The sequence below is a fragment of the uncultured Microbulbifer sp. genome (assembly GCF_947489355.1).
In the GTDB taxonomy this organism is placed as follows: Bacteria; Pseudomonadota; Gammaproteobacteria; order Pseudomonadales; family Cellvibrionaceae; genus Microbulbifer.
This window is the reverse complement of the sequence record NZ_CANLDD010000008.1, coordinates 1-22629: the sequence shown is the minus strand read 5'-3', so window position 1 is coordinate 22629 and position 22629 is coordinate 1. Positions and strand designations below refer to the sequence as shown.

Sequence of the window (22629 nt, the reverse complement as noted above, 5' to 3'; positions counted from 1 at the left end):
TCAGGCCCCGCCCAGCTTTTCCGCAGCGCGCATCACCGCGCTGCGCGAGCGCTGATTGTCCTCTGTTTCAAACGCAGCCGCCTTTATCGCCCTGCCCACGGCACGCAATGACCTTGCAATCTGGCTGTGCATGATCGGAAGCCCGCGGGGCAGCTGCGGCCCCCGTTCCTTCTCGCGAATAAACCGCTTCACCAAGCGGTCTTCCAGAGAGTGGAAACTGATAATGACCAGTCTCCCACCCGGTGCCAACAGCGCCAGCGACTTCTCCAGCACACTCTTCAGGTCATCCAGCTCTCCATTGATATGGATGCGAATGGCCTGGAAAACCCGGGTGGCCGGGTGTTTGCCTTTCTCCCAGGCGGGGTTGGCGGCCTTGACCACCTCGGCCAGATCGCGCGTGCGCACGAAGGGTTTCTCTGTTCGGCGGCGCACTATGGCGGCGGCTATACGCCGGGCAAAGCGTTCCTCTCCGTATTCCTTAAACACCCGAACCATCTCGGTCTCGGCCTCGGTGTTCACCCATTGGGCAGCGCTGATGCCGCGACTGGTATCCATTCGCATATCCAGCGGTCCATCCCGCATAAAACTGAAACCGCGTTCCGGCTGATCCAGTTGCGGAGAGGACACACCCAGATCCAGCAGTATTCCCCTGACCTGGCCCGCCTGCTCCCCGGCGGCAAGGTCCATATCCGCAAAGGAGCCATGCCAGATAGAAAACCGCGGCTCAGTGCCAAAATGCCGCCTGGCATACGCAATGGCCTGGGGGTCCTTATCCACCGCCAGCAAGCGCCCGCCGGGGCCCAGCTGTTTCAGGATGGCTGCGCTGTGGCCTCCGCGACCAAAGGTGCCATCAATATAGAAACCGTCGGGGTCCGTTACCAAGGCGTCCACGGCCTCGCGCAACAACACACTGCGATGCAATTCCTGAGACAACCGGCGAACTCCTTATAAAGAGAGGGATGCCATTTCCCCTGGCATGCCCTCATCGCCTTCACTGTCATCGAGCCAGGACATCCAGTGCGCTTCGCTCCAAAGCTCCAGTTTTTTGCCCTGCCCCACCAACATCAACCGCTTTTCCAGCCCGGCGTATTCCCGCAGGGTTGGCGGTATCAACACTCGCCCATTGCCATCCACTTGCAGTTCGCAGGCATAACCGATCAGTAGACGCTGGGCGCGGCGTGCCACCTTGTTGAAACTGGGCAGGGCCTCGATTTTTGGCAATATCTGCTGCCACTGGGGCGCCGGATACATCAGTAGGCAGCGCTCCTCCGTGTGAGCAGTCACCACCAGACATCCGGCACAGGCCTCCAGCAGCTTGTCGCGGACGCGCGCCGGTATGGCCAGACGCCCTTTGGCGTCCATATTGATTGCATGGCTGCCCAAATACATTTCGTGGTACTTGCTCGCTGCAGATCCCGCTTATCACAGCAGACACCGCTCTGATGGACCCATAGAGGGGAAGCTCAAACGTGATCCAAACAATGTAATTACTCACTCACTACAGAACACTAAACCACAAAATTCCACGATTTTCCACTTTCCCCCACTTTTCACACTATAAAACTGGTCAACACAAAGTCAAGGAAATAGACTGCAAAGTCCCCATACCCCCTGTAAATCCGCGGCCTACAAAGGAAATACGGGCAATGGCGCAGGAACCCCGACTGTAATTCATTGAATTTAAGCAAGCGCTTACTAGCATAATGATCGAATATATTAAACTAACTGGATGCCTTAGCTGAAATGCGCCATCTCCGTAGGACCTGCCGAATCTCGGAAAACGCAAGGGTTAACCGGGGAATTAGCCACATTGACTCCGCTTCCAGAGAAATCGGGCTATAGAATGGATTAGTCCCCACTGCCCTCCCGCATCAATATTTAAAAGACTTCGTACCTGAGTGATTCAGGCTGTCCATTTTTGTCGCGAATTGTTACCCACCAACGACACCAGGCCGACCCGGTCAACGCACCTCCTCGCCAGCTCCTGATTCACGAGCGATGACCGAGATTTCTCCGCATGCACGACCGCACAAACCACCGGGCCTTGTCCTTTGTGGGTGGAACCCAGCCATATCCTGTACTTTGTCTGGATTTGCGATTACACCCTGTGAATCCACAGCGGCTTTTCCAAATGACAATGCCACCAATCAGTGAATTTCTACCGCTTGATGGATTGGCCACCCCCTGCCTCTGTGCAAGACCGCCTTCAGATCCCATTTGAACCGCTTTATCACTGGCAATACAGCACTCTGGTGGATGATGCATTTCAGAACCCCAAAACCCAGAATACTCCTAAAGTAATTTGCCCCGGGGGTCAGTACTTGCCGGCCCGCCATTTCGCTTCTGGCACAGCAGATGCTGCCATTTGTGTAGCAGAGGAAAAATCTGATACCTTTGCGCCCGAGGTAATTTGCGCTTTGCCTTTCCTGCGTGCTTTCAAATCCATAAAGATACAGAAAGCGGGGTCGCTTTTGAGATTACCCTTCGTTCTGGATGCCTCACTTGTAAGTGCAACCAAAATTTTAAATAACAAACATTAAGGGCAACAAATTATGCATAAGCTCCTACTCATTTTTTTGCTTTGGCCAGTGCTTGTGCTTGGCAACCAAATTCCCCTGTCAGACTTGATACGCCATGCAGATATCGAAGAAGTGAAAATCTCCCCTACCGGTACCCATCTAGCTATACGAAAGCAAGATAACGGGGAGCGAATCATCGCTATCATGTCGATGAAACCTCTCGCAATCACTGGTGGAATTCGCTTTAAAGGCAAAGAGGAGGCAGGGAATTTCTACTGGGCCAACGATGAAAGAGTAGTCATTGAAGTATTATCACGCAAGGCTGGCCTGGAAGCTCCGATTTTTTATGGTTCCCTGTACGCGATCAACAATGATGGCGCACAGGGAAAATATATTTTTGGCTACTTGACTGGCAGAAAGAAAAAACAATTGGGGGCACGCATAAAAAAAGCCAAACCCACACTAGCACATGCAGTTATAATTGATCCCCTACCGGAAAAAAAAAATAAAATACTGGTTTCAACCCGCCCCTGGGCTAATAACTGGGAAAACCCCGGAGAGGTTCTCGAGATCGATATTTATAGCGGTGTAAAAAAGCGAATCACAGGGTTACCTATTGCCAATGGCCGGGCCTATACAGATGGCAACGGCAACCTCCTTTTTGCTCGCGGAACAAACAAGGAGGCGCTCCCCCAACTGTATAAAAAAGAAAAAAATGGCTGGAGCAAAGTCAAGGATAACACCCTAAACCGCAGCAAACCCGTCGGCATTGATCGCGAAACTGGGGAGGTTTATCTTGAGATAAATCGCAAAGGAAAAACAGAACAATTGGTTAAAATGCAGATTAGCGGCGCTGAATATACACCTGTCTTTGAAGACGACATTTCGGATATCAGTGGCATTATATACCATCCAGTCTCCAATAAACCATTGGGAGTCCACCTAAACCCAGATTACCCAAAAGAGTATTTTTTTGATGAAGGAGATGGCTTTGCCGCTTACTTTAGAGGCCTAAAAAAAGCCTTCGAGGGCCATGACATCCAATTCACAAGCTTTACTTCCGATGGCGATTTGGGGGTTCTCAAAGTCAGTGGAGACCGACTCCCCGGCGACTATTTTTTAGCAAACATGACCACCAAGAAAGTAGACTTTCTAGCCTCTTCATCTGAATGGCTTGACCCAAAGCAACTTAACCCTATGCAGGCAGATGCTTTTATCACCGAAGATGGCTTTAGGATTGGTACTTATCTCACATTCCCTAGCGGTCATAAACATAAGCTACCCATGGTGGTCGTACCCCACGGAGGGCCTCACGCCCGTGATTATTGGGGTTATGATCAAAAAGCGCAAATATTGTCTCAAAACGGATACCTGGTGCTCCAGGTCAACTTTCGCGGCTCTACGGGCTATGGAGATCACTTCTATGACGCTGGCCGGCTTGAGTGGGGTGGAAAAATTCAGCGCGATATCTTCGACGCGGTGAACTGGGCAGTTGAGAAAGGGTATGCAGACCCCGAACGGATTTGCATCTTTGGAGGAAGCTTTGGTGGCTATTCCGCTTTAATGAACCCCATAAGATATCCCGACCTCTACCAATGTGCCATAGGGCACGTAGGGGTATATGACCTGGAGATGATGTACAAGAAAGGCGATATCAAACGACGTGACCGGGGTCTCGCTTATCTAAAGAGGGAATTGAGCAAAGATAAGCATTTTCTCAAGGAAAATTCACCGTTACACAACACCAGCAAACTCAATCTTCCGCTAATGATTGTTCACGGCGAGCAAGATGAGCGTGTACCGGTAGAACACGCCGAACTCCTGTTGAAACAATTAAAGAAAGAGCATAAACCGGTAAAATCCCTTATCATCTCCAACGCGGGACACGGATTTTACAGTGAGGAAAACAATCTACAATTCTATACAGAATTATTGCGATTTCTGGATCAACACATCGGTGTTGGCGCTTCCGAGCAACAATCCGGCCAAGGGTAAACTATACACAGAAATACCTTGTATCCCCCAAGATCCGGTAACGATGCCGCCTGATCTTGGGGCTAGCATACAGACTAAACCAATAGAGATTACAAGGCACAAAGGCCGTTTTCCCGGAACGCTAATGCAGCTGATCAGAGCTCTGGCTGACTTTAGCCGGTTGCTCAGCAGACTGTTCAAATCCATGAGAAAGCACAAAGTAGTATATTACCTGCGATTGTCCCTGAACTTCCGAAACCAGGTCGAAATTGAACGCCCTCTTTCCCCCGAGGTCATGCGCACAAATGCAATATGGGCCAGTTCGATAAAGAGTTCCGCCACAAGGCGCTTGCCGCGTATAACCTGCACAAGCAATGTGCAAGCATCCTCTTCGGTAAAACACCAGTGATAGTCATCGTCATCATACACCACCGAATCGGCACTGCCAGCCCGGAGAATACAATCGGGATGTTCCGTGAGCCAGGGCCAAAACACTTTAAACGGGATGGTCTGCTGCATGAACTTTAATCTTCCAGCGCAATAACGCTGTGCGCACCCCCCTTAAGGTCAAATTCTTCGGCAATCTGCCTGCACCAGCGATTGAGACGCTCGGCAGTCATGTCCTCCTGCTGGTCTTCGTCAATAGCCAAACCGACAAACCGGCCCTCACCTTCAATTTCCGCTTTTGACGCTTCAAACTCGTAACTCTCAATAGGCCAGTGGCCAACGATGGTGGCCCCGCGCTCGACGATAGCGTCGTGCAGCATGCCCATGGCATCCAGGAAATAGTCGCCGTAGCCAAATTGATCACCCAGGCCAAACAGCGCGACCGCCTTGTCAGTAAAATCCATCTCCTGCACATCTTCCCAAAACTCCTCCCAATCGGACTGAATCTGGCCGAAATCCCAGGTGGGAATACCAAAAATCAGCTGCCTGTAGTTGGCGATCTCCAGTTGGGTGACATCGGCAATATCGAACAGGTCTACCCGGTCTTCACCCAAGCGGGTGCGGATACGCAGGGCAACGGATTCGGTATTGCCCTCATCGCTGCCATAAAACAAGCCGATTTTGCTCACAGTCATTCCTCTTTGCCCATGCCGGGTCACACCAGATACCTTTTGCGGAGGCGGCGTATTCTCCCAGCAATCACCAGGCGCGGCAAGCGGGTCTAAGGGGGTGTAAAACGACAGAAAAGCCCCGCATGGAGTGGGGGAAAAGGGGTCACAACCCGTCGAATTTATCGGAAAGGGTGCGCCAGGGAAGGCGCACATGAGCGGGGACTAAGACTGGTATCTAAGGAGTTTCAGGACTCGCCGGCACCCCGCGCGCCACGCCCCTGACCCTGTTGTTTCCGGCGGCTTTCCTTGCGCTTGGCTTTCAGCTCAGAAAATTTGGCCTTTTGCTCATCAGTAAGAATCGCCTCGAACTGCTGGCGCATCTGGTAATGGCTTTGCATCTGCTGTACTTTCAGCCCGCCCAGTTCCGCACCAAACTGGTCCAGGGTAGACTGGTCGGCACCGCGCTCTATAGCGGCATGCATTTGCTGGCGCAGCTCTTTCAGTTGTTTGCGCAGGGCCTTTCTCGCCTCTCTGGTGCTCTCTCGGTTGGATTTCAGCTGCGCCTTTTGCCCCTCGGTCAACTGCAGTTCGCGGGCCATATGCTCAAATCCATGCCCACGGTGGCCTTCTCCACCACCAAAAGCGAGGGTTGTCGCAGGAGCGGCCAACATGCCAGCCAATGCCAGGCTGCCCATCGCCAGTTTCCAGTTTTTCATCGTTTGGTCCTCTCGTTTGTATTCAACCACTACATGGTAAGTGCAGCCTGTGTAAACGGGGGAAAACCGCGGTAAACATTTGTTAAGAACCGTAAACAACCGGAGCAAAAGGAGTAATAAACGCCAGCGCTTTGCATATAATGGCTTCACAGCCATCGAGAGTTTCCCATGAGCCGCATCCTTCTGATTGATGACGATACCGAACTGACCGACCTGCTGCAGGAATTTCTGGGTGGCGAGGGATTTGACGTGACCGCGGCGAACGATGGCGGTCGCGGATTGGAATTGGCACAGAGCCTGAATTTCGATGCCCTGATACTGGACGTAATGCTACCGGTGCACAATGGCTTTGAGGTGTTGCGCAAGCTGCGCGAAGAGGCTTCCCCCACAAACCGCTTCCTGCCCGTCATCATGCTCACCGCCAGGGGCGATACCGTGGACCGTATCGTGGGTCTGGAGATGGGCGCCGATGACTACCTGCCCAAACCCTGCAACCCCCGCGAACTGGCGGCGCGCCTGCGCGCGATACTGCGCCGGGGACGGGTCGAGGAAGCGGAGGACAGCGATGACAGCCTGAGCAGCGGTCAGCTGCGCCTGCTGCCCGCAAAACACCAGGGCTACTGGAGCGACCAGGCCCTGTCTCTCACCGGTGCCGAGTTCGCCGTCCTCAAGGTATTGGTGCAGCACTCGGGAGACGTGGTGAGCAAAGAGGTCCTAACCGAGCGCGCGCTGGGGCGCAAGCTGATGCCCTACGACCGCTCCATTGATGTACATGTGAGCAATATTCGCAAAAAGCTGGCCGACAAGGGCGCCAGCCGTGACCTGATTATTAATATCCGCGGTGCCGGTTATATGCTTACCCAAGGCAACCGTTAGGCCCTCGTGAAGATGCGCAGCCTGTTCTGGAAAATGTTCTTCGGTGCCTGGGTTACCGCCATGGTGATGGTGGTGGCTGCCATTTACATTACCCATTTTGGCGAGTTCGGCGATCCTCGCCAGAAAGAACGCTGGGAGGGCACCCTGTTTCGTGAGGTGATGCGCAATATGCGGATCACACGCCGCCACGGACCAGAGCATTTCCAGCATTGGCTCGAACGCGCACCCAAGAAAGTGCAACGCCGGGTCTACGCCTTAGACCGGCAGGGCAGGGATTTACTCGGCCGCCCGATCCCCGCCAGCATGGAGCCGCTGATCAACAGCCTGAATTACCGCAACCGCGAGGCGTACATGCTGGTGGACAACCAGCCTACCGTGGCTTTCTTCCTGCCCATGCGCAGTGGAAATCCACTGCGCATTGCGTTGATAGCCGGGAGCAGCAAGGAAGGGCTGCTGCTGCGCTTCCTGTGGCGCAATTTCTGGCCCATGCTGTTGCTCTCCATGATCGCTTCGGGAGTCGCCTGCTATTGGCTGGCGCGCTACCTGAGCCGCCCCTTGGATCAACTGCGCGCCGCCACCAAGCGGGTCGCCGCCGGAGAGCTGGACTACCGGGTTGCCCCCAGCCTGCACACCCGCAACGATGAACTGACCGGCCTGGCACTGGATTTCGACTCGATGACCGCACAGCTGCAGGAGTCAATGTCCGAGCAGCGCCGCCTGATCAAGGATGTATCCCACGAACTGCGCTCCCCCCTGGCAAGGCTGCAGGTAGCCCTGGCCATTGCACGGCAAAAGCAGTTAACCGCGCTGGACCCTGAACTGGACAAGATCGGCAAAGCCGCGGACTACCTGGAGGACATCATCGCCGATGTACTGTCCCTGCCCGTCAGCAGCCCCGAGCAGCGCCCTCTGGACGATGTGGTGGAACTCAACGCCCTGCTCTCAGCCCTGATCGACGACTTGCACATTGAGGCGGAAGAAAAGGGCCTGAGCTTCGATGTCAGTACCAACAGCGTCGAGTCACTGGTGGCCACGCGGGGCAGCTCCCTCACTGCGGCACTGGAAAACATCCTGCGAAACGCCATTAAATACAGCCCCGATGACGGCCTGGTCCGGGTACAGGTTAAAACCTCCGGCGATGCCTGCCGGATATCTGTGATCGACTCCGGGACCGGCGTAGCGGAGGATGAACTCGAAGCCATCTTCCGCCCCTTCTACCGCACCGACAGTGCACGCACCCGGGAAAGCGGCGGCTTGGGCCTGGGACTGGCCATAGCCCAGCGGACCATTTTGCACCACGGGGGCACCATTACCGCGTTTAACAGCGACCGGGCAGGTTTATGCGTCGAAATAAAACTGCCACTATTGCACATCACTGACGATTAATCGGCGCTGACATGCTATAACCATGCCTATCGTCAACCGTCCTTGGCGATCACCATATCGCATGTACAAATAACAAAAGGGACCCGCTATGCGCTGGATATTCTATATTCTGATTTTTCTGGTACTGTTGCTGCTCGCCGGTTATTTGTTTCCCCGCGAGGTGATGCTGGATCGCAGCATTTATATCGACAAACCGCCCCAGGCTGTTTTCCCCTACGTCAACAACTTCCGCAAATTCAACAGCTGGTCTCCCTGGCGACATGTCGATCCCTCAGTGCAATACCAGTACAGCGGACCTGAGCAGGGGGTCGGTGCTGAAATGCGCTGGCACGGCGAGGATTCCAAGGCGGGTAGCGGCACTCAAACCATTACCGCAAGCGATCCGGATACCTTGGTGCGCACCAAGCTCAACTTTGGCGATGGCACCCAGGCCCTGGCGGAGTTCCAGCTGCAGCCACAAAACGGCGGCACACAGGTGACCTGGCGCTTTAGAAGTGACACTGGCGGCGGCCCAGGGGAGCGCTGGATGGGCCTGGCGGTGAAGAAGATGGTGGGCCAATCCTACGAGGAAGGGCTTGCGGAATTGAAAAATCTGCTGGAAACCACCACCAGCGCACCAGGGCCTGCCAGCGACACAACCAACTCTGTCTCGGATATTCCCTCGGATGTCGATGATGCCATGGGAGCCGGCCCTCAGGGTGTGCCCTCGGCAATACAGAACCAGCAGCAGGAAGAGGCCGGAGAGACATCGGAAAACGAATAGAAGCCCAGACAAGCCAATACATCCGCTTAGCTTTTTGTGTGGATAGAGAATGGAACACCAAGTGCGCCCCACCGGTCTCAGGCCGGCGGGGGCCTTGAAAAACACGTCGCCCTGTGTACATGCACCGTTATTTCACCTGCGACCATCAACTGGGCCACAGAAAACGGATTGAACTGACGGGGTAATATTAGCCCGGTCAAAAAACCCGCAGCTTTCCGGCCTTACGATTTCCATCTGCGCGCTGGCGGCAGCGAGGACTTGCGCAGCTTGCGACGTTGGCGTTCCAGGGTCGACTTCTCTCCCTGGGTCAGCGGGCGCTGACCCAACTTGGGCAATCCGGCGGTAACACAAAGATCGTCAATCTCCCGGGGCTCCATCTCAATCCACTGGCCCACGCACACATGAGAGGGAATAAAGACACTGCCATAGCGCACCCGTTTGAGACGGCTTACACGCACCCCCTGCGATTCCCATAAGCGGCGCACTTCGCGGTTGCGCCCCTCCATCACCACACAGTAGAACCACCGGTTCCTGCCCTCGCCGCCACTCTCCACAATATCGGTAAAGCGCGCAGGTCCGTCATCCAGCAGTACCCCCTTGAACAGGCGCTGCTTCATATCGCTGTCCACATTCCCCTGAATACGCACCAGGTATTCACGATCGATAACCGAGGACGGGTGCATCAGCTTGTTGGCCAATTCGCCACTATTGGTAAACAGCAGCAGGCCACTGGTGTTGAAATCCAGCCGCCCGACAGAGATCCAACGGCCGCTCTTCAAGTGCGGCAGTCGGTCGTATACTGTGGGGCGTCCCTCAGGATCCTGACGGGAACAAATCTCACCAACCGGCTTGTTATAGAGTAAAACCCGGCAGCGATTTTCCTCCGTCGAAGGCAGGCACCGGCCATCAAACTCTATGCGGTCCCGCCCGGTCACACGCTCGCCGAGTTCCGCCACCTGACCATTCACCGTCACGCGACCGGCATTGATCGCACGCTCCATCTCACGGCGCGATCCGAGGCCGCCGCGCGCCAATACTTTTTGCAATTTTTCGCCTGTAGGCGAGATACCATCATTCATGGGGTGGTGTTTTCCACTTGCGCTACTTGTTCGGAATCATCACAGGCTCCAGCATCCCCTTCAGCCCCAGTTTCTGCAGCTGACTCATCCCTGTTACTGCCATCAGCGCCGATGCTGTGCGCAGGCGGCATCGCCGCCAGAGAATGTGCTTTGCGCTGTGGTTCTTCGGAGCGGTCATCGTCGCTTCCGTCCCCTGCCTCTTGGGCAGTTGGCGTTTCTGCTTTTGTTGGCACAGCATCAATGTCAACAAGCAATGCCTCTGGTGGCGTTGCTGCAGGAGCCTGTATAGCCCCGGTCTCCATTTCAAGGGCCACCGCAGACGCCGCGGCCTCAACAGGGTCCTCCGCACCCTGTCTTTGCGCGGTCTTTGCATTGGTGCGCAATCGGCTCTCGGGCAGGGTCTCAAGGGGGGCTACAGGAGCCGCAACGCCTGCCTTCGCCACAATTTCCTCGGCCAGCGCCGCAATCAGGGCGTCGTCAGCCCCGCCCTCACTGCCGGTCCCTTCAGGGGAGTTCCCCGGATCGTCTGAAATTCCCTCCCCAGTCGTGTCTCGCCATTCAGCGGCCACTTTATCCAGTTCTACGCATTCACCCCCACCAACACCAGCGGACGGGCTGTCCTGATTCGGCCCTTGGTTCAGATTTCCTAAATCGCGAATTTCCGCCAGTGTCGGCAGTTCATTCAGGGAACAGAGATTGAAATAGTCGAGAAATTCTCGGGTAGTTGCATAAAGAGACGGTTTTCCCGGCACATCGCGCTGGCCAACCACTTTGATCCAGCCCCGTTCAGACAGGCTCTTGACAATCTGGGAGCTCACTGCGACACCGCGGATTTCTTCAATATCACCGCGGGTTACGGGCTGGCGGTAGGCGATGATGGCCAGGGTTTCCAGGGTTGCACGGGAGTACTTTTGCGCTTTTTCCTCCCACAGGCGGTTCACCCAGGGCGCCAGGTCCTCGGGCACTTGGAAGCGCCAGCCACTGGCCACTTTCTTGAGCTCAAACCCGCGCCCGGCACAGCTTTGCGCTATATCTTCCAGTGCCTCTCTCAAGGTCACCCTGGAGGGTTGCTCCTCCCCATGCAACAGCGACAACAGCTTTTCTTCACTCAGGGGCTGCTCCGCCGCCAGCAGCGCACCCTCCAGGATTCTGTGCAGTAATTCCGATGCGATTGTCATCTCTTCGTTTCTAGCTCTGGTCCTTCACGGACATTTTCCATGGTTCCCGCTAATACTGTTTCCTGGGACACCGCCAACCCGGCCGCTCTCGGTTTGCCGGCTTCAGGATTCGCTTCCCTTCCGGCGAGCCTCTCACCCCCGCCAGTTTCATCCTCCTCTCCGCCTTCAGCATCCACAGCATTTTCGTCGCTGTGACCCGCGGCGCGCACATGAATGGGACCAAATGCCTCATTCTGGACCAGTTCCACCAGGGATTCCTTGACCAGTTCCATCACCGCGAGAAAGGTGACTACAACCCCGAGGCGCCCTTCTTTCACGGTGAACAAACTCACAAAAGGCACAAACTGGCGGTGGCGCATCTGTTCCAGAACCTGGGTCATACGCTCGCGGGTAGACAATTTTTCCCGTTCTATCTGGTGGTTTTCAAACATATCCGCACGCCGCAGCACATCCGCCAGTGCCACCAGTACCTCCTTGAGATCCACCTCCGGGTCCGGGCGGGTACTATTGCGGTCGGGGCCATCGGCACTAACCGGGTGAACATCGCGGCCTATACGCGCAATTTCGCCCAGCTCTTCCGCTGCGGTCTTGAACCGCTCGTATTCCTGCAGGCGGCGGATCAGTGCCGCACGGGGATCTTCACCCTCTTCCTCCTCTACATGCGGGGGGCGCGGCAAGAGCATACGGGATTTGATTTCCGCGAGCATCGCCGCCATCACCAGGTACTCCGCTGCCAGCTCGAAACGGATCGCCGTCATCATTTCCACATACGCCATATATTGACGGGTGATGTCTGCGACATTGATCTCGAGAATGTCCAGGTTCTGGCGCCGGATCAGATAAAGGAGCAGGTCCAGAGGCCCTTCAAAAGCCTCCAGGACCACTTCCAGAGCATCTGGCGGAATAAAGAGGTCTGTCGGTAGATCGGTAAAAGCTTCTCCCTGTACCAAAGCCAGGGGCACCCCCTCCGGGCTGTCCATAAGGCCGGCGCCGGGCTGCGCAGGCGACCCGACCTCACCCGCTGCAATACCGGCGAATTCCCGCTTTTCCCTATCGGCTGCCAGCGCTTTTGCTTTATTGGACACCCTGCCCCGCCTTTAAAAGTGCAAACGTCCAATTATACATCAGCACGGCTTCAATCAGCCCAGCATCCCGCCAATAGCGCCACACCCATGGCGAACCAGCCGAGCTTTGTCCCCGGTAAGATCAATGACGGAAGTCGCCTCCAGTCCGCAAAAGCCCCCGTCTATCACCAGCTCCACCTGATGCTCAAGCATATCGCGGATATCGTAAGGATCGGTGAGCGGTTGCTCGTCGCCGGGCATAATCAGACTACAACTCATCAGGGGCTCGCCCACCGCCTCAATCAAAGCGAGGGCAACCGCGTTGTCCGGGACACGGATGCCGATGGTTTTGCGCTTTGGATGAATAAGGCGCCGAGGCACTTCCGTTGTCGCCGGCATAATAAATGTATAGGGGCCCGGCGTATGATTCTTTAAAAGACGGAACATCTGGTTATCCACTTTTGCGTAAGTGGCCAGCTCTGAGAGATCCCGGCACATCAGGGTAAAGTTATGCTGTTTGTCCAGTTGGCGCAGTGCGCGAATCCGCTCCACCGCCAGTTTCTCCCCCAAACGGCACCCAATCGCATAAGCCGAGTCCGTGGGAAAAACGATAACGCCTCCACGGGTCACAATGTCAGCGGCCTGACTGATCAGACGCCCCTGAGGATTTTCCGGATGAATCTGAAAAAACTGCGCCACAAAAGCCCCCCAAGCCTTTACTGAATGGAAAAATTCACAGCGGATACACACAAGCCCACCAGGGGGCTCAGAGCCCGCTACGCGAACAGAGCGGTGGTGTATGGCTCTGCAAGTCCCGGTGCAGAGTGTGCCACAGATTCCACACCGGCTCGACGCCTTGCGGCAGACGCACACAGCCCAACTCCCGCCAGGCTTGCCCGGGCTGATGGAAATCGCTGCCCAATGAAGATGGCGGCACGGGTCGCTGCGCCACCTTCGCCCCCGAAGTAATCAGGGTGCTCAGTTCCCTGGTCTGCACCGGATTCTGGCGGCCGCAAAGCAGCTCCAGCGCATCTCCACCACTGCGTAAAAATTCGCTGATCAGGCGCAGCAATTGCGTGCGGGTCAGACGGTATTTAAGCGGGTGTGCCAGCACAGCACAGCCTCCCGCTGCATGGATGGTGTCAATGGTCTCGGCCAGTTGTGGCCACTCGACCCGCACATCGCCCACCTTGCCTGCCCCAAGATAGCGTTTGAACGCACGCGCAGAATCCGCCACATGTCCCGCCTCCACCAGCCAGCGGGCAAAGTGCGGGCGACCCGGCACAGCACTCCCGGCAAGCGCGCGAGCGCCCTCCAGAGCCCCGTGAAAACCGCACTGATGCAGTTGCCGCGCGATCCGCTCGGCGCGCTCACTGCGCAGCGCCTGGCGCAACTCGATGGCCCGCTGCAAGGGCGCCGATGCCGGTTCGATATTGAGCCCTAAAATATGTATCGGGCGCCGCCCCCTGAGCGTGGAAAATTCGATGCCTGCCACCACGGCAATACCCGCCTGCACACCGGCACACTGTGCCTGTGCCACACCATCGACTGTATCGTGGTCGGTGAGCGCCATCAACGTCACACCCAGAGACTTAGCTCTCGACACCAGTTGTACAGGACTTAAAATACCATCCGAGGCGGTACTGTGACTGTGCAGATCGACCAGATCTGTATTCAGGTCTGTTGAAAGGGTTCTCAACAACAGGGCTCCCACTCGGTTTGCAAGGAATGATGGCGCAGAATGCGTTATTTTGGAACAATCAGCCGACGCGGATGTCTCACCCGCACCTGGCGTTTTCATGGATAAGGCCCGGACCTGAAGTCAGCCAATGGCGGCACCAAAGGCCCGGAGTCTGACAGCAGTATTGTCAGTGGGGAAGTATTTTGTACAGACAGGCCATCCCGGCATGACTGGCCAGGAAGCTTCCAGCGGGCATTATCACCGGAATTGAGTATGACCGAAACGAATTCGACCACGCCAGCACCCCGGCCAAAGCCCGAGAAGAAAGAGGGCTTGCTGGGCAACCTGCTCCTGAATATTGTGATCCCCACCCTGGTGCTGACCAAACTGTCCGGCGATGACTGGCTGGGCACCAAGTGGGCCCTGGTCGTTGCACTGGCCTTTCCCCTGGGCTATGGATTGCGCGATTTGATTCGCTCGGGTAAGGTCAATTTTTTCTCGGCGCTGGGCATTATCAGCATCCTGCTCACCGGCGGTATCAGCCTGCTGGAGCTGGACCCGCAATATATCGCCATCAAGGAAGCCGCCATCCCCGGCCTGCTGGGTATAGCCACTGTCATCTCCCTCTATACCCGCTGGCCACTGGTTAAAACCCTGCTGTACAACGACCAGATTCTGGATACGGCAAAGATTGCTCAGAGTTTGGCAAGCAAAGGCAACCAGGGGGCATTCGACCGCGCGCTGCAACAGGCTTCCTGGATGATCGCAGGGTCCTTTTTCCTATCCTCCGCCCTCAACTACCTGCTCGCCAAAATGATTGTGCAGAGCCCTCCCGGCACCGAGGCATTTAATCAGGAACTGGGCAAAATGACCGCGCTCAGTTACCCGGTAATCGCCTTGCCGGCAACCATTATTTTGATGCTGGTGCTCTTCTTTCTGTTTTACCGCATCGGCAAGCTGACCGGGCTGAAACTGGAAGAGGTGATGATCGCCCGATAATCCATAGATTGTTTTTTACAACCAACGGACAAGAGCATAAATATCAATGTGGTACGCCATCATCAGTGAGGATGTTCGCGACAGCCTCCCCCTGCGCAAAAAAGCGCGAGCGGGTCACCTGGCCAGACTCGACCACCTGAAAAACGAGGGCCGCTTGCTGGCCGCGGGCCCGCATCCGGCTATAGACAGCGAGGAGCCCGGCGAGGCAGGATTCAGCGGCAGCCTGGTGATCGCTGAATTCCCGTCTCTGGCGGATGCCGAGGCCTGGGCCGGCAGCGACCCCTATCTCGAAGCCGGTGTCTATGCCACGATGACCGTCAAGCCGTTCAAGCTTGTATCGCCCTGATAAACACTACCCTACAAAGCAAAAGCTTGTCCAAAATGAAGAATTTACTGCCCTATCTGCTCACCGCCGCACTGCCCATTGCGGCACCGACGACCCTGAGCGCAGAGACCCGCTATATCACCGACCTTTTGCATGTACCTGTGCGCTCGGGCATGGGCAACGAGTTTCGCATCCTGCACCGCGGCCTACCCAGCGGTACCCAGCTCGAACTCCTCGAAGATGTACCTACAGAAGGTTGGGCGCGCATCCGCACCCCCAAAGGCACTGAAGGCTGGGTGAGGCGCCAATACCTGATCCCGGAACCCGTGGCAAAGCTCAAGCTGGCTCAGGCCGAGAACAATCTGGCCCGCTTCGAACAGATGGAGGGTAACCTGGGCGGGGAAGTTCGACGCTTGGAGGAGGAAAACGGTCTTCTCAACACCTCCCTGAATTCCGCCCGAACACAGAACCAAACGCTGACCATTGAGCTGAAAGCACTGAAAGCCCTGTCTGCGGATGCGCTGAATCTCAACGAGCGCCACCAGAAACTTTTGCACCAATACGAACTGCTCAAGCAGGAAAAGACCATGGCAGAGGCCGAAATCCAACGCCTTTCCGGCAGCGAGTCCCACAAGTGGTATCTGTACGGCGCCCTGTCTGTGGGGCTGGGCGCTCTGCTCGCGATGATCGCACCCCATATGCGCCCCCGTAAGCGTCATACCGAGTGGGCAAACTGATCTCCCCCTGTAGCTCAAAAATCGCATACTATAGGCTCTCAGGGGCCGCGTTTCGGCTGCTCCCGCAATTCACCACATCTACTGCGCTGTTGTATCGCAAGTTGGGCAAACCCATAAGGACAAGGACGATGCGTAAACTCTCTGCTTTTCTTCTCTGTACACTGCTTACACTGCCCGCACTGGCGAAAAATCCCCAGGTGGCGATTAAAACCGATTTGGGTGTGATCCGCGTCGAGCTCTTCTCCAGCGAAGCGCCCGTCACAGTGGAGAACTTCCTCGCCTATACAGATAGTGGTTTTTACAACGGGGTTATCTTCCACCGGGTGGTGCCGGGATTCGTGATCCAGGCGGGTGGCTTTACCTTTGATTTTCAGAAGAAGGAAACCCGCAATGCCATCGCCAATGAGTCCGCCAGTGGCCTGCAAAACCTGCGCGGCACCCTGTCTATGGCCAGGACCGATGATCCGCACAGCGCGACCTCCCAGTTTTTTATCAACCTGGTGGACAACACCCGCCTCGATGCCGGCGTGAACAAGCCCGGTTATGCCGTATTCGGCAAAGTTGTGGAGGGCATGGATGTTGTGGAAAAAATCGTGCAGCTGCCCCGCGGCCTTCATCGCCAGTATCCGAGTGCACCGAATACGCCCGTGCGCATCCTCGATGCCAGGCGCATTGACGCCGGCGACAGCACCGCTGCCAACAAAAGCTGAGGAGAGCAGGCCTTGATAGCGCTCAGCGTCAATCTCAACAAAATTGCCCTGATTCGCAATGCCCGGGAGGGCAACTTCCCCGACGTTACCGCCCACGGCCGGGTTTGCCTGGACGCCGGCGCCCAGGGCCTGACCGTGCACCCGCGCCCGGATCAGCGCCATATCCGCCCCGGCGATGTGCGCGACCTGGCTGCCCTCTGTCGGGAGCGACAAGACACGGAGTTTAACGTAGAGGGCAACCCCTTTGCCGAACCCGCGGGCGACTACCCGGGCTTGATGGCACTGGTGCTGGAGACCCTGCCGGAACAGTGCACCCTGGTTCCGGACAGCAGCGACCAGCTGACTTCTGACCACGGCTTCAATCTCAAGCTCGACAGCGCGCGTTTGTTGCCCCTGGTTGCAGAACTGAAAAGCGCCGGTATCCGGGTCAGCCTGTTTATGGACCCGGACCTGGAGCAGATCAGCCTGGCCAGGGATGTGGGCGCGGACCGCATTGAACTCTACACCGGTCCCTATGCACAAGCCGTCTCCGCACAGCACCGGGATATGAACGACATCTTTGCGGCCCACTGCGCCGCGGCAGAACACGCCCGCCAGCTGGGCCTGGGTGTCAACGCGGGCCACGACCTGAACCTGGTCAACCTGCCCCGTTACCGCACCCTGCCTGGGCTGCAGGAGGTCTCTATCGGCCATGCCCTGACCGTGGATGCCATAGGCATGGGATTGGAGAACGCGGTAAAAGCCTACCTGAACTGCCTCGCCGGCAACTGATGCAGACCCTCAATATTATTGGCGCGGGCCATTTGGGAAAGACCCTCGGACGCCTATGGCACCAAACCGGCCTGTTTCGGATTCAATCCATCCATAATCGCACCCTGCGAAGTGGTCAGGCTGCACGGGAATTTATCGGCGCAGGGCGAGCTTGCGACACTTTACAGTCCATGGCTGAAGCCGATTACTGGCTGATCACCTGTCACGACAGTGAAATCAGCGCCCTTGCCGAACGCCTCTCCAAGAGGCCGGACAACCGCGAAGGGACTGTCTTTTTCCACTGCAGCGGCGCGCTCAGCTCCGAAGTGCTCGACAAACTGCGCCCGGCCTCTATCGCCAGTGCTCACCCGGTACACAGCTTTGCCGACCCATTGCGCTCTCTGAGCAGTCTTCCCGGCAGCAGCGTGGCGCTGGAGGGGGACGGCCCTGCAACCCATGCGCTGGGAGACGCCTTCAGCGCGATCGGCTGTAAAATTATTACCATTGAAGCTCGGCATAAGTCCCTCTATCACGCGGGCTCGGTGATCGCCTGCAATTACCTCACTACATTGGTTGACCTCAGCCTGCGCAGCTTTGCCGCAGCGGGTATTGAGCGCAGCAGCGCGCTCAAACTGCTAGAACCGATCGTACTGCAAACCGCACAGAACAATATGACACTGGGGCCGGAAAAATCCCTCACCGGCCCCATTGCCCGGGGTGACCTGGAAACCGTGACCGCACAGGTGGAAAACCTGGTCTCAGTAGACCCTCAACTGGCGTGCTGTTATCGCCACCTGGGCCTTGCCTGTGTAGCCCTGGCACGGCGCGGACCGCTGTCGGAGGAAAGTGCGTCCAGATTGATCGAATTGCTAAGTGAGCCATCACGGTGAAAGACACCCCTGAGTATCTGACAAAAAAGGCCTTCTACAACAGCCTACTGACCATTTATGGGCGCAAGCCCGTGCTGGAAGCCCTGCAGAACCCATCCTTGCCGGTGTATAAGCTGCACATGGCGAGCAGCAACCAACGTGACCAAATGATCAGCCGTATGGAGGCACTGGCAGAGGCGCGCCATATCGAAATTGCCCGCTGGGATCGCAAAGGTCTCTCCCGTATCTCCAAGAACGCCCGCCAGGATCAGGGAGTGGCGCTGGACCTAGCCCTGCCCCACTACGGCACCTGCGACGCCTTTATTCTCCAGCAAAGGACCAGTGCTGAAAAAACGCCCTATGAACTGCTGGCACTGGATGGTATTACCAACCCGCAAAATCTGGGTATGATTATCCGCTCCGCCTGCGCCGGTGGTATGGACGGAATTATTCTGCCGCGCAAGGGGTGCGCTCAGATAGACCCATTGGTGATCAAGGCCAGCACCGGTACCCTGTTCAAAACCCGCATCCTCCATTGTGACACCCTGGCGGATACCCTGGGAAATTTCCGCAAAGCCGGCACCAAAATCTTTGGTCTCTCCTCCCACGGGCCGATAACGCTGGCAGAGATCACCGGCAAAGTACCCAGGATTTTTGTACTGGGCAACGAAACCCACGGGGTTTCCGACGACGCGGCAAAGCAGTGTAACCGCCTGCTGCGCATTCCTATGAATAACGGAGTGGAGAGCCTGAACGTGGCGGTAACCGCCGCGCTGATCAGTTTTCGCGGGCAACTCTGACGCCTTCAAGATGACTACTCAAGACCGCCTTGCCAACCGCAGTTAACTCACGTCCCCTGACCCTTATGGCTACCTCCTGGCCACAAACGCCCCACCCCTGCGCCTAGGGCCGGTAATAACGCCCACAGGACCACCCGGAAACGCAAAGGCGTTTTTTAATCCGGTGGCAGCCACGGCGGCGGCGCGGGTGGAGATGGTAGTGCGCCTGATCACTTGCCCCAGGGCATTGGTCTCCAGGATGGCCTTGTAGGTGTTCCGTTTTAACAACGCCATTTGCGTCGCCTGCCTGCCGATAGCACCGGCAAAGCGCCCGCCCAGTAAAATGGCCAGGGCGAAAACCGCGGCCTCCGTACCTGCGCCGAGTTTACACCGACTTACCGCGAGCGCAGACCATCGAGGAGATTGAGATAACGCTGCGCATATTTTGGCCGTATCGCGTGGTAGGTACTACGCAATGCGCTCTTTAAGTTGCCGAACACCGTGCTCACCCAGTAGAACTCGGGCTCCTCAACGGAGGTCCGGCCGCCACCGCAGACGATTTTGTCGTGATCACGCCCGGCCTCAGTGATGGCATTGAAGCACGCGAGACCATCCGAAATAACGGTACTGCCTTTGCTCAGGTGGCACTTGCTCCATGTGGCGATTTCATCACTGCGGAAACCTTTGACTAAGGAGGGTTTGACTCGGGTAGGATGGCCTTCCTTGGTGGTTTCAACGGCGGCCACGAAGGGTCTTTTGCCCTCAACACCACGCCCCGGCTTACATCCGGTGCACTCATCACCAAGATAGGCGTCGTCCAACTTGATGAAGCCGGACAACCTGTATTGTTGGTCTCGCGCCAGCAGCACCTGCATGAGCTTCTGTTTCATGCGCCAAGCAGCGTTGTAGGTGATACCCAATGGCGGGCCAGCTTCATCCTGGAGATACCCATCTTATCCTGGGTGATGAGATAGATGGCCAGGAGCCACATAGTAAGGAACAGATTGCTGGAACCGAATATGGTGCCGGCAGTGGTCGAAGTGTGCCAACGGCAGCGGTTGCACTGCTGTAGCTTGCGGTGGGTGAGTTGGCAGCACTGGCCGTGACCACAGTGAGGGCAACGAAAGCCCTCTGACCATCGCCATTGATAGAGAGCGTTAAAGCACCTCTCTTCGCTGCCATACTGATTGATGAATTCGCTCAAACTGGTGCCCCTCTAGAACTGTATCTTGTTGCGGGTGATGGCGAATTTCCTTGCAGATCAAAGTGATAACTGTATTTATATAAGGGGTATCCTTTTGCTCCAGTTACACAGACACTGTATATATAAACAGCAGCTCGCTCATTTTAGTACAACCGTAGAAACAATCAAGCCTTCCCCGCGACCTCATGAGTCAGTCACCGCTGCCGTGACGACAGCTTGCTGTAGAAGTCGGTAAAACAGCAAGCCGCGGGATCGGGATGTACAACGATTGAAACGAAATGCAAACTCGTCCAGATAGGCATCCAGATGTTCGAGCTGTACCGATCCATGGTGCGTTCCCAAAATCCATCGTTGCACGAGCGCCGCCACCCGATGCACTCCGGCCATCGACTGATGAGCAGGTATTTCGGACCCCAGCATGACGATGGGCTGATGCACATAACCCAGTTCAGTCAGTGATCGGTAGGCTGCCGAAACGTCTGTGCGGACTCTGGTCCCAGCTTCTACGACCTCCTGAACGAATGGAATAACATGTGAGACGGAGTCTTTGGATATACGGCTCAGACGGATGCGGCCAGACCCCTTGGGCTCCAGTATCTCTACAGCCATAACCATCAAATGACAGAGAAATTAGATAGCTACAATCGCGGGGTTCATCCTTACCAGAAATCGTACCGGCTCCACTTTATATCGCTTTCTCCTCTCTGCTTCACAGCCACATGGACTTTTTTTATTTATTAACACCAACTTACAGAAACATGAAAATATGTACCAGAGGCGTATGGTTTTTCTCCTAATCGAGTCTTCAGCAGGAAATATATACGCCAAAAGACCACCTTCATGCCAGATAACAATAAATATATTTTTAGACGCCAACATTTGACCTTTTTTCTACACCCGTGATTTCGTGCGACTAGACTGACCATTGATTGGGCTGATTGCTGTTTGATCTGCTGAATATGAATGGAGTTACCACAAATGAAGATGACGCGTATTTTGATCCCTGTAATGACGCCCCTCGCCTTAGCAATCTCTAGTGTCGCTTCGGCAGGACCCTCTGGCTATGCCCCACCTCCGCCGCCCACCCAGGAAATTAAGTTTCGTATCGGCGGGGCCTATGTCTCACCAAATTCCGACTATGTCACCTTTTCTGATGCAGCGCTCATATGGCCGGAAGATTTATTTGACTGGGGTGCTTTTCGAGCCAATGTGGACCCGGATGAGGAGTGGGGCTGGTTTATTAGCGGCGAATGGAAACCAATGGATCACTTCAGTGTATCGTTAAGCTACACCGATGGAGATCGCCACGATGGAGGCAATCGCAGACCCTGGCTTCGCCGCTTTAACAATGGAGACTTTTTTGACCGCCATCGCGGCGACTTTGCCCGCTGGGAGCCCGAATTTACGGCGCTATATCTAAACTGGTATCCTTTGGACCCCAGTTGCTTAGTGCAGCCTTATATGGGGGTCGGTATAAATTATACCGACTTTAGTGACGAGGATCTCAGGGACTGGGGGTGGGTTGATCCGGCAACCTCAATATTTCTCCCCTTTTCTGGCGACCTGAGCCTGGGATACAGCTGGGGATACTCCTGGCAGATTGGTGTTGACTTCAACTTTGGTCATGATAGCAGCTGGTTAATTAATGTTGCTGCTGTCTTTTACGACGTAGATACTGATATTGAAGTAAGTACCTTCTTTACCGATGCCAGTACCGGGGATCTCTATTTCCACCGATTCGGTGGCGATTATCTCTATGATCCCTGGTCATTCAATATAGGTGTCGGCTACAAGTTTGATTTCCACTGGTAATCAAATTCGCTTTAAAAGAGGGCGCACCAGCGCCCTTTTTTTATTTTTCCAACAACCCAATCACTTTGCCCTCAGTAAATATCCACCGGCAAAGCCGGTGGCTTTAATCGTGAACCGCTCAAAGCGGTCTGTACGGAACTAACGTTCCTT

23 protein-coding genes and 3 pseudogenes are annotated in these 22629 nt (G+C 55.7%); 13 read left to right on the top strand and 13 right to left on the bottom strand.

Annotation, left to right across the window (positions count from 1 at the left end; all coding sequences use genetic code 11):
- Together rsmH and mraZ are read right to left on the bottom strand one after the other, a co-directional pair.
- Complete coding sequence (rsmH, locus tag Q1A48_RS05615) at positions 1 to 933, bottom strand: 16S rRNA (cytosine(1402)-N(4))-methyltransferase RsmH (protein ID WP_299942287.1); 933 nt, start codon at positions 931 to 933, stop codon at positions 1 to 3.
- Between the two features lie 12 nt (positions 934 to 945).
- On the bottom strand, positions 946 to 1389 hold the full coding sequence (gene mraZ, locus Q1A48_RS05610; RefSeq protein ID WP_299942285.1) for a division/cell wall cluster transcriptional repressor MraZ: 444 nt from the start codon (positions 1387 to 1389) through the stop codon (positions 946 to 948).
- 761 nt (positions 1390 to 2150) lie between these two features.
- On the opposite strand from mraZ, the gene Q1A48_RS05605 reads away from it, so the two are divergent.
- Complete coding sequence (locus tag Q1A48_RS05605; protein WP_299942283.1) at positions 2151 to 2540, top strand: hypothetical protein; 390 nt, start codon at positions 2151 to 2153, stop codon at positions 2538 to 2540.
- 12 nt (positions 2541 to 2552) lie between these two features.
- Positions 2553 to 4514 (top strand): prolyl oligopeptidase family serine peptidase, encoded by a 1962-nt coding sequence (locus Q1A48_RS05600; protein WP_299942281.1) that lies wholly within the window; start codon positions 2553 to 2555, stop codon positions 4512 to 4514.
- 207 nt (positions 4515 to 4721) lie between these two features.
- On the opposite strand, the gene Q1A48_RS05595 is transcribed toward Q1A48_RS05600, so the two are convergent.
- From Q1A48_RS05595 to Q1A48_RS05585, 3 genes are all read right to left on the bottom strand, one after another.
- Positions 4722 to 5012 (bottom strand): hypothetical protein, encoded by a 291-nt coding sequence (locus Q1A48_RS05595; RefSeq protein ID WP_299942279.1) that lies wholly within the window; start codon positions 5010 to 5012, stop codon positions 4722 to 4724.
- 5 nt (positions 5013 to 5017) lie between these two features.
- Complete coding sequence (locus tag Q1A48_RS05590) at positions 5018 to 5569, bottom strand: flavodoxin (RefSeq protein ID WP_299942444.1); 552 nt, start codon at positions 5567 to 5569, stop codon at positions 5018 to 5020.
- A 227-nt stretch (positions 5570 to 5796) separates the two neighbouring features.
- The gene (locus Q1A48_RS05585) at positions 5797 to 6267 is read right to left on the bottom strand and encodes a Spy/CpxP family protein refolding chaperone (RefSeq protein WP_299942277.1); all 471 of its coding nucleotides are present in this window, start codon (positions 6265 to 6267) and stop codon (positions 5797 to 5799) included.
- A gap of 168 nt (positions 6268 to 6435) precedes the next feature.
- Here Q1A48_RS05585 and Q1A48_RS05580 point away from each other — a divergent pair, with 168 nt between their 5' ends.
- From Q1A48_RS05580 to Q1A48_RS05570, 3 genes are all read left to right on the top strand, one after another.
- Entirely contained in the window at positions 6436 to 7143 is a 708-nt protein-coding gene (locus Q1A48_RS05580) for a response regulator transcription factor (RefSeq protein ID WP_299942275.1), read from the top strand.
- A 12-nt stretch (positions 7144 to 7155) separates the two neighbouring features.
- A complete protein-coding gene (locus tag Q1A48_RS05575) occupies positions 7156 to 8529 on the top strand; it encodes an ATP-binding protein (RefSeq protein WP_299942442.1) in 1374 nt (457 codons plus the stop codon).
- An 88-nt stretch (positions 8530 to 8617) separates the two neighbouring features.
- Positions 8618 to 9292, top strand: coding sequence for an SRPBCC family protein (locus tag Q1A48_RS05570; RefSeq protein ID WP_299942273.1), 675 nt, complete (start codon positions 8618 to 8620; stop codon positions 9290 to 9292).
- Between the two features lie 221 nt (positions 9293 to 9513).
- On the opposite strand, the gene rluB is transcribed toward Q1A48_RS05570, so the two are convergent.
- The 5 genes and pseudogenes from rluB to Q1A48_RS05545 all read right to left on the bottom strand — a co-directional run bounded on the left by rluB (position 9514) and on the right by Q1A48_RS05545 (position 14315).
- Positions 9514 to 10371, bottom strand: coding sequence for a 23S rRNA pseudouridine(2605) synthase RluB (gene rluB, locus Q1A48_RS05565; RefSeq protein ID WP_299942271.1), 858 nt, complete (start codon positions 10369 to 10371; stop codon positions 9514 to 9516).
- Positions 10368 to 11549: an SMC-Scp complex subunit ScpB gene (gene scpB, locus Q1A48_RS05560; protein ID WP_299942269.1), complete on the bottom strand. Its 1182-nt coding sequence runs from the start codon at positions 11547 to 11549 to the stop codon at positions 10368 to 10370. Before scpB ends, rluB begins: the two co-directional genes overlap by 4 nt.
- A 200-nt stretch (positions 11550 to 11749) precedes the next feature.
- A pseudogene (locus tag Q1A48_RS05555) lies at positions 11750 to 12529 on the bottom strand (ScpA family protein); the annotation flags it as partial.
- A 159-nt stretch (positions 12530 to 12688) separates the two neighbouring features.
- Positions 12689 to 13312 (bottom strand): L-threonylcarbamoyladenylate synthase, encoded by a 624-nt coding sequence (locus tag Q1A48_RS05550; protein ID WP_299942267.1) that lies wholly within the window; start codon positions 13310 to 13312, stop codon positions 12689 to 12691.
- Positions 13313 to 13379: 67 nt separating this feature from the next.
- Positions 13380 to 14315 carry a PHP domain-containing protein gene (locus Q1A48_RS05545; RefSeq protein WP_299942265.1) on the bottom strand — a complete coding sequence of 312 codons (936 nt, stop codon included), beginning with the start codon at positions 14313 to 14315 and terminating at the stop codon, positions 13380 to 13382.
- A 252-nt stretch (positions 14316 to 14567) separates the two neighbouring features.
- Between Q1A48_RS05545 and Q1A48_RS05540 the strand changes: the two genes are divergently transcribed.
- The 7 genes from Q1A48_RS05540 to Q1A48_RS05510 all read left to right on the top strand — a co-directional run bounded on the left by Q1A48_RS05540 (position 14568) and on the right by Q1A48_RS05510 (position 19484).
- On the top strand, positions 14568 to 15293 hold the full coding sequence (locus tag Q1A48_RS05540; protein ID WP_299942262.1) for a VC0807 family protein: 726 nt from the start codon (positions 14568 to 14570) through the stop codon (positions 15291 to 15293).
- A gap of 46 nt (positions 15294 to 15339) precedes the next feature.
- The gene (locus Q1A48_RS05535; RefSeq protein ID WP_299942260.1) at positions 15340 to 15639 is read left to right on the top strand and encodes a YciI family protein; all 300 of its coding nucleotides are present in this window, start codon (positions 15340 to 15342) and stop codon (positions 15637 to 15639) included.
- Between the two features lie 35 nt (positions 15640 to 15674).
- Complete coding sequence (locus Q1A48_RS05530) at positions 15675 to 16355, top strand: TIGR04211 family SH3 domain-containing protein (protein WP_299942258.1); 681 nt, start codon at positions 15675 to 15677, stop codon at positions 16353 to 16355.
- A gap of 128 nt (positions 16356 to 16483) precedes the next feature.
- A complete protein-coding gene (locus tag Q1A48_RS05525) occupies positions 16484 to 17065 on the top strand; it encodes a peptidylprolyl isomerase (protein ID WP_299942256.1) in 582 nt (193 codons plus the stop codon).
- Positions 17066 to 17077: 12 nt separating this feature from the next.
- A complete protein-coding gene (locus Q1A48_RS05520; protein WP_299942254.1) occupies positions 17078 to 17836 on the top strand; it encodes a pyridoxine 5'-phosphate synthase in 759 nt (252 codons plus the stop codon).
- Positions 17836 to 18705, top strand: a complete 870-nt coding sequence (locus Q1A48_RS05515) for a Rossmann-like and DUF2520 domain-containing protein (protein WP_299942252.1) — start codon at positions 17836 to 17838, stop codon at positions 18703 to 18705. The genes Q1A48_RS05520 and Q1A48_RS05515 overlap by 1 nt, the downstream gene beginning before the upstream one ends.
- Positions 18702 to 19484 (top strand): RNA methyltransferase, encoded by a 783-nt coding sequence (locus Q1A48_RS05510; RefSeq protein ID WP_299942250.1) that lies wholly within the window; start codon positions 18702 to 18704, stop codon positions 19482 to 19484. Before Q1A48_RS05515 ends, Q1A48_RS05510 begins: the two co-directional genes overlap by 4 nt.
- A gap of 69 nt (positions 19485 to 19553) precedes the next feature.
- On the opposite strand, the gene Q1A48_RS05505 is transcribed toward Q1A48_RS05510, so the two are convergent.
- From Q1A48_RS05505 to Q1A48_RS05495, 3 genes and pseudogenes are all read right to left on the bottom strand, one after another.
- Positions 19554 to 19757, bottom strand: a complete 204-nt coding sequence (locus Q1A48_RS05505) for a hypothetical protein (RefSeq protein ID WP_299942248.1) — start codon at positions 19755 to 19757, stop codon at positions 19554 to 19556.
- Positions 19758 to 19888: 131 nt separating this feature from the next.
- Positions 19889 to 20667: pseudogene (locus tag Q1A48_RS05500) on the bottom strand (IS1595 family transposase); the annotation flags it as partial.
- A 183-nt stretch (positions 20668 to 20850) separates the two neighbouring features.
- Positions 20851 to 21285 (bottom strand): annotated as a pseudogene (locus Q1A48_RS05495) (transposase); the annotation flags it as partial.
- 360 nt (positions 21286 to 21645) lie between these two features.
- Here Q1A48_RS05495 and Q1A48_RS05490 point away from each other — a divergent pair.
- Positions 21646 to 22479: an OmpW family outer membrane protein gene (locus tag Q1A48_RS05490; protein ID WP_299942246.1), complete on the top strand. Its 834-nt coding sequence runs from the start codon at positions 21646 to 21648 to the stop codon at positions 22477 to 22479.
- Positions 22480 to 22629 lie beyond the last annotated feature (150 nt).

Excerpts from the sequence above, each read along its gene's own strand:
- mraZ (WP_299942285.1), bottom strand. The coding sequence starts at position 1,389 with ATGTATTTGGGCAGCCATGCAATCAATATGGACGCCAAAGGGCGTCTG.
- Q1A48_RS05600 (WP_299942281.1), top strand. The coding sequence starts at position 2,553 with ATGCATAAGCTCCTACTCATTTTTTTGCTTTGGCCAGTGCTTGTGCTT.
- Q1A48_RS05595 (WP_299942279.1), bottom strand. The coding sequence starts at position 5,012 with ATGCAGCAGACCATCCCGTTTAAAGTGTTTTGGCCCTGGCTCACGGAA.
- Q1A48_RS05585 (WP_299942277.1), bottom strand. The coding sequence starts at position 6,267 with ATGAAAAACTGGAAACTGGCGATGGGCAGCCTGGCATTGGCTGGCATG.
- Q1A48_RS05580 (WP_299942275.1), top strand. The coding sequence starts at position 6,436 with ATGAGCCGCATCCTTCTGATTGATGACGATACCGAACTGACCGACCTG.
- Q1A48_RS05575 (WP_299942442.1), top strand. The coding sequence starts at position 7,156 with ATGCGCAGCCTGTTCTGGAAAATGTTCTTCGGTGCCTGGGTTACCGCC.
- Q1A48_RS05570 (WP_299942273.1), top strand. The coding sequence starts at position 8,618 with ATGCGCTGGATATTCTATATTCTGATTTTTCTGGTACTGTTGCTGCTC.
- rluB (WP_299942271.1), bottom strand. The coding sequence starts at position 10,371 with ATGAATGATGGTATCTCGCCTACAGGCGAAAAATTGCAAAAAGTATTG.
- scpB (WP_299942269.1), bottom strand. The coding sequence starts at position 11,549 with ATGACAATCGCATCGGAATTACTGCACAGAATCCTGGAGGGTGCGCTG.
- Q1A48_RS05540 (WP_299942262.1), top strand. The coding sequence starts at position 14,568 with ATGACCGAAACGAATTCGACCACGCCAGCACCCCGGCCAAAGCCCGAG.
- Q1A48_RS05535 (WP_299942260.1), top strand. The coding sequence starts at position 15,340 with ATGTGGTACGCCATCATCAGTGAGGATGTTCGCGACAGCCTCCCCCTG.
- Q1A48_RS05530 (WP_299942258.1), top strand. The coding sequence starts at position 15,675 with ATGAAGAATTTACTGCCCTATCTGCTCACCGCCGCACTGCCCATTGCG.
- Q1A48_RS05525 (WP_299942256.1), top strand. The coding sequence starts at position 16,484 with ATGCGTAAACTCTCTGCTTTTCTTCTCTGTACACTGCTTACACTGCCC.
- Q1A48_RS05515 (WP_299942252.1), top strand. The coding sequence starts at position 17,836 with ATGCAGACCCTCAATATTATTGGCGCGGGCCATTTGGGAAAGACCCTC.
- Q1A48_RS05505 (WP_299942248.1), bottom strand. The coding sequence starts at position 19,757 with ATGGCGTTGTTAAAACGGAACACCTACAAGGCCATCCTGGAGACCAAT.
- Q1A48_RS05490 (WP_299942246.1), top strand. The coding sequence starts at position 21,646 with ATGAAGATGACGCGTATTTTGATCCCTGTAATGACGCCCCTCGCCTTA.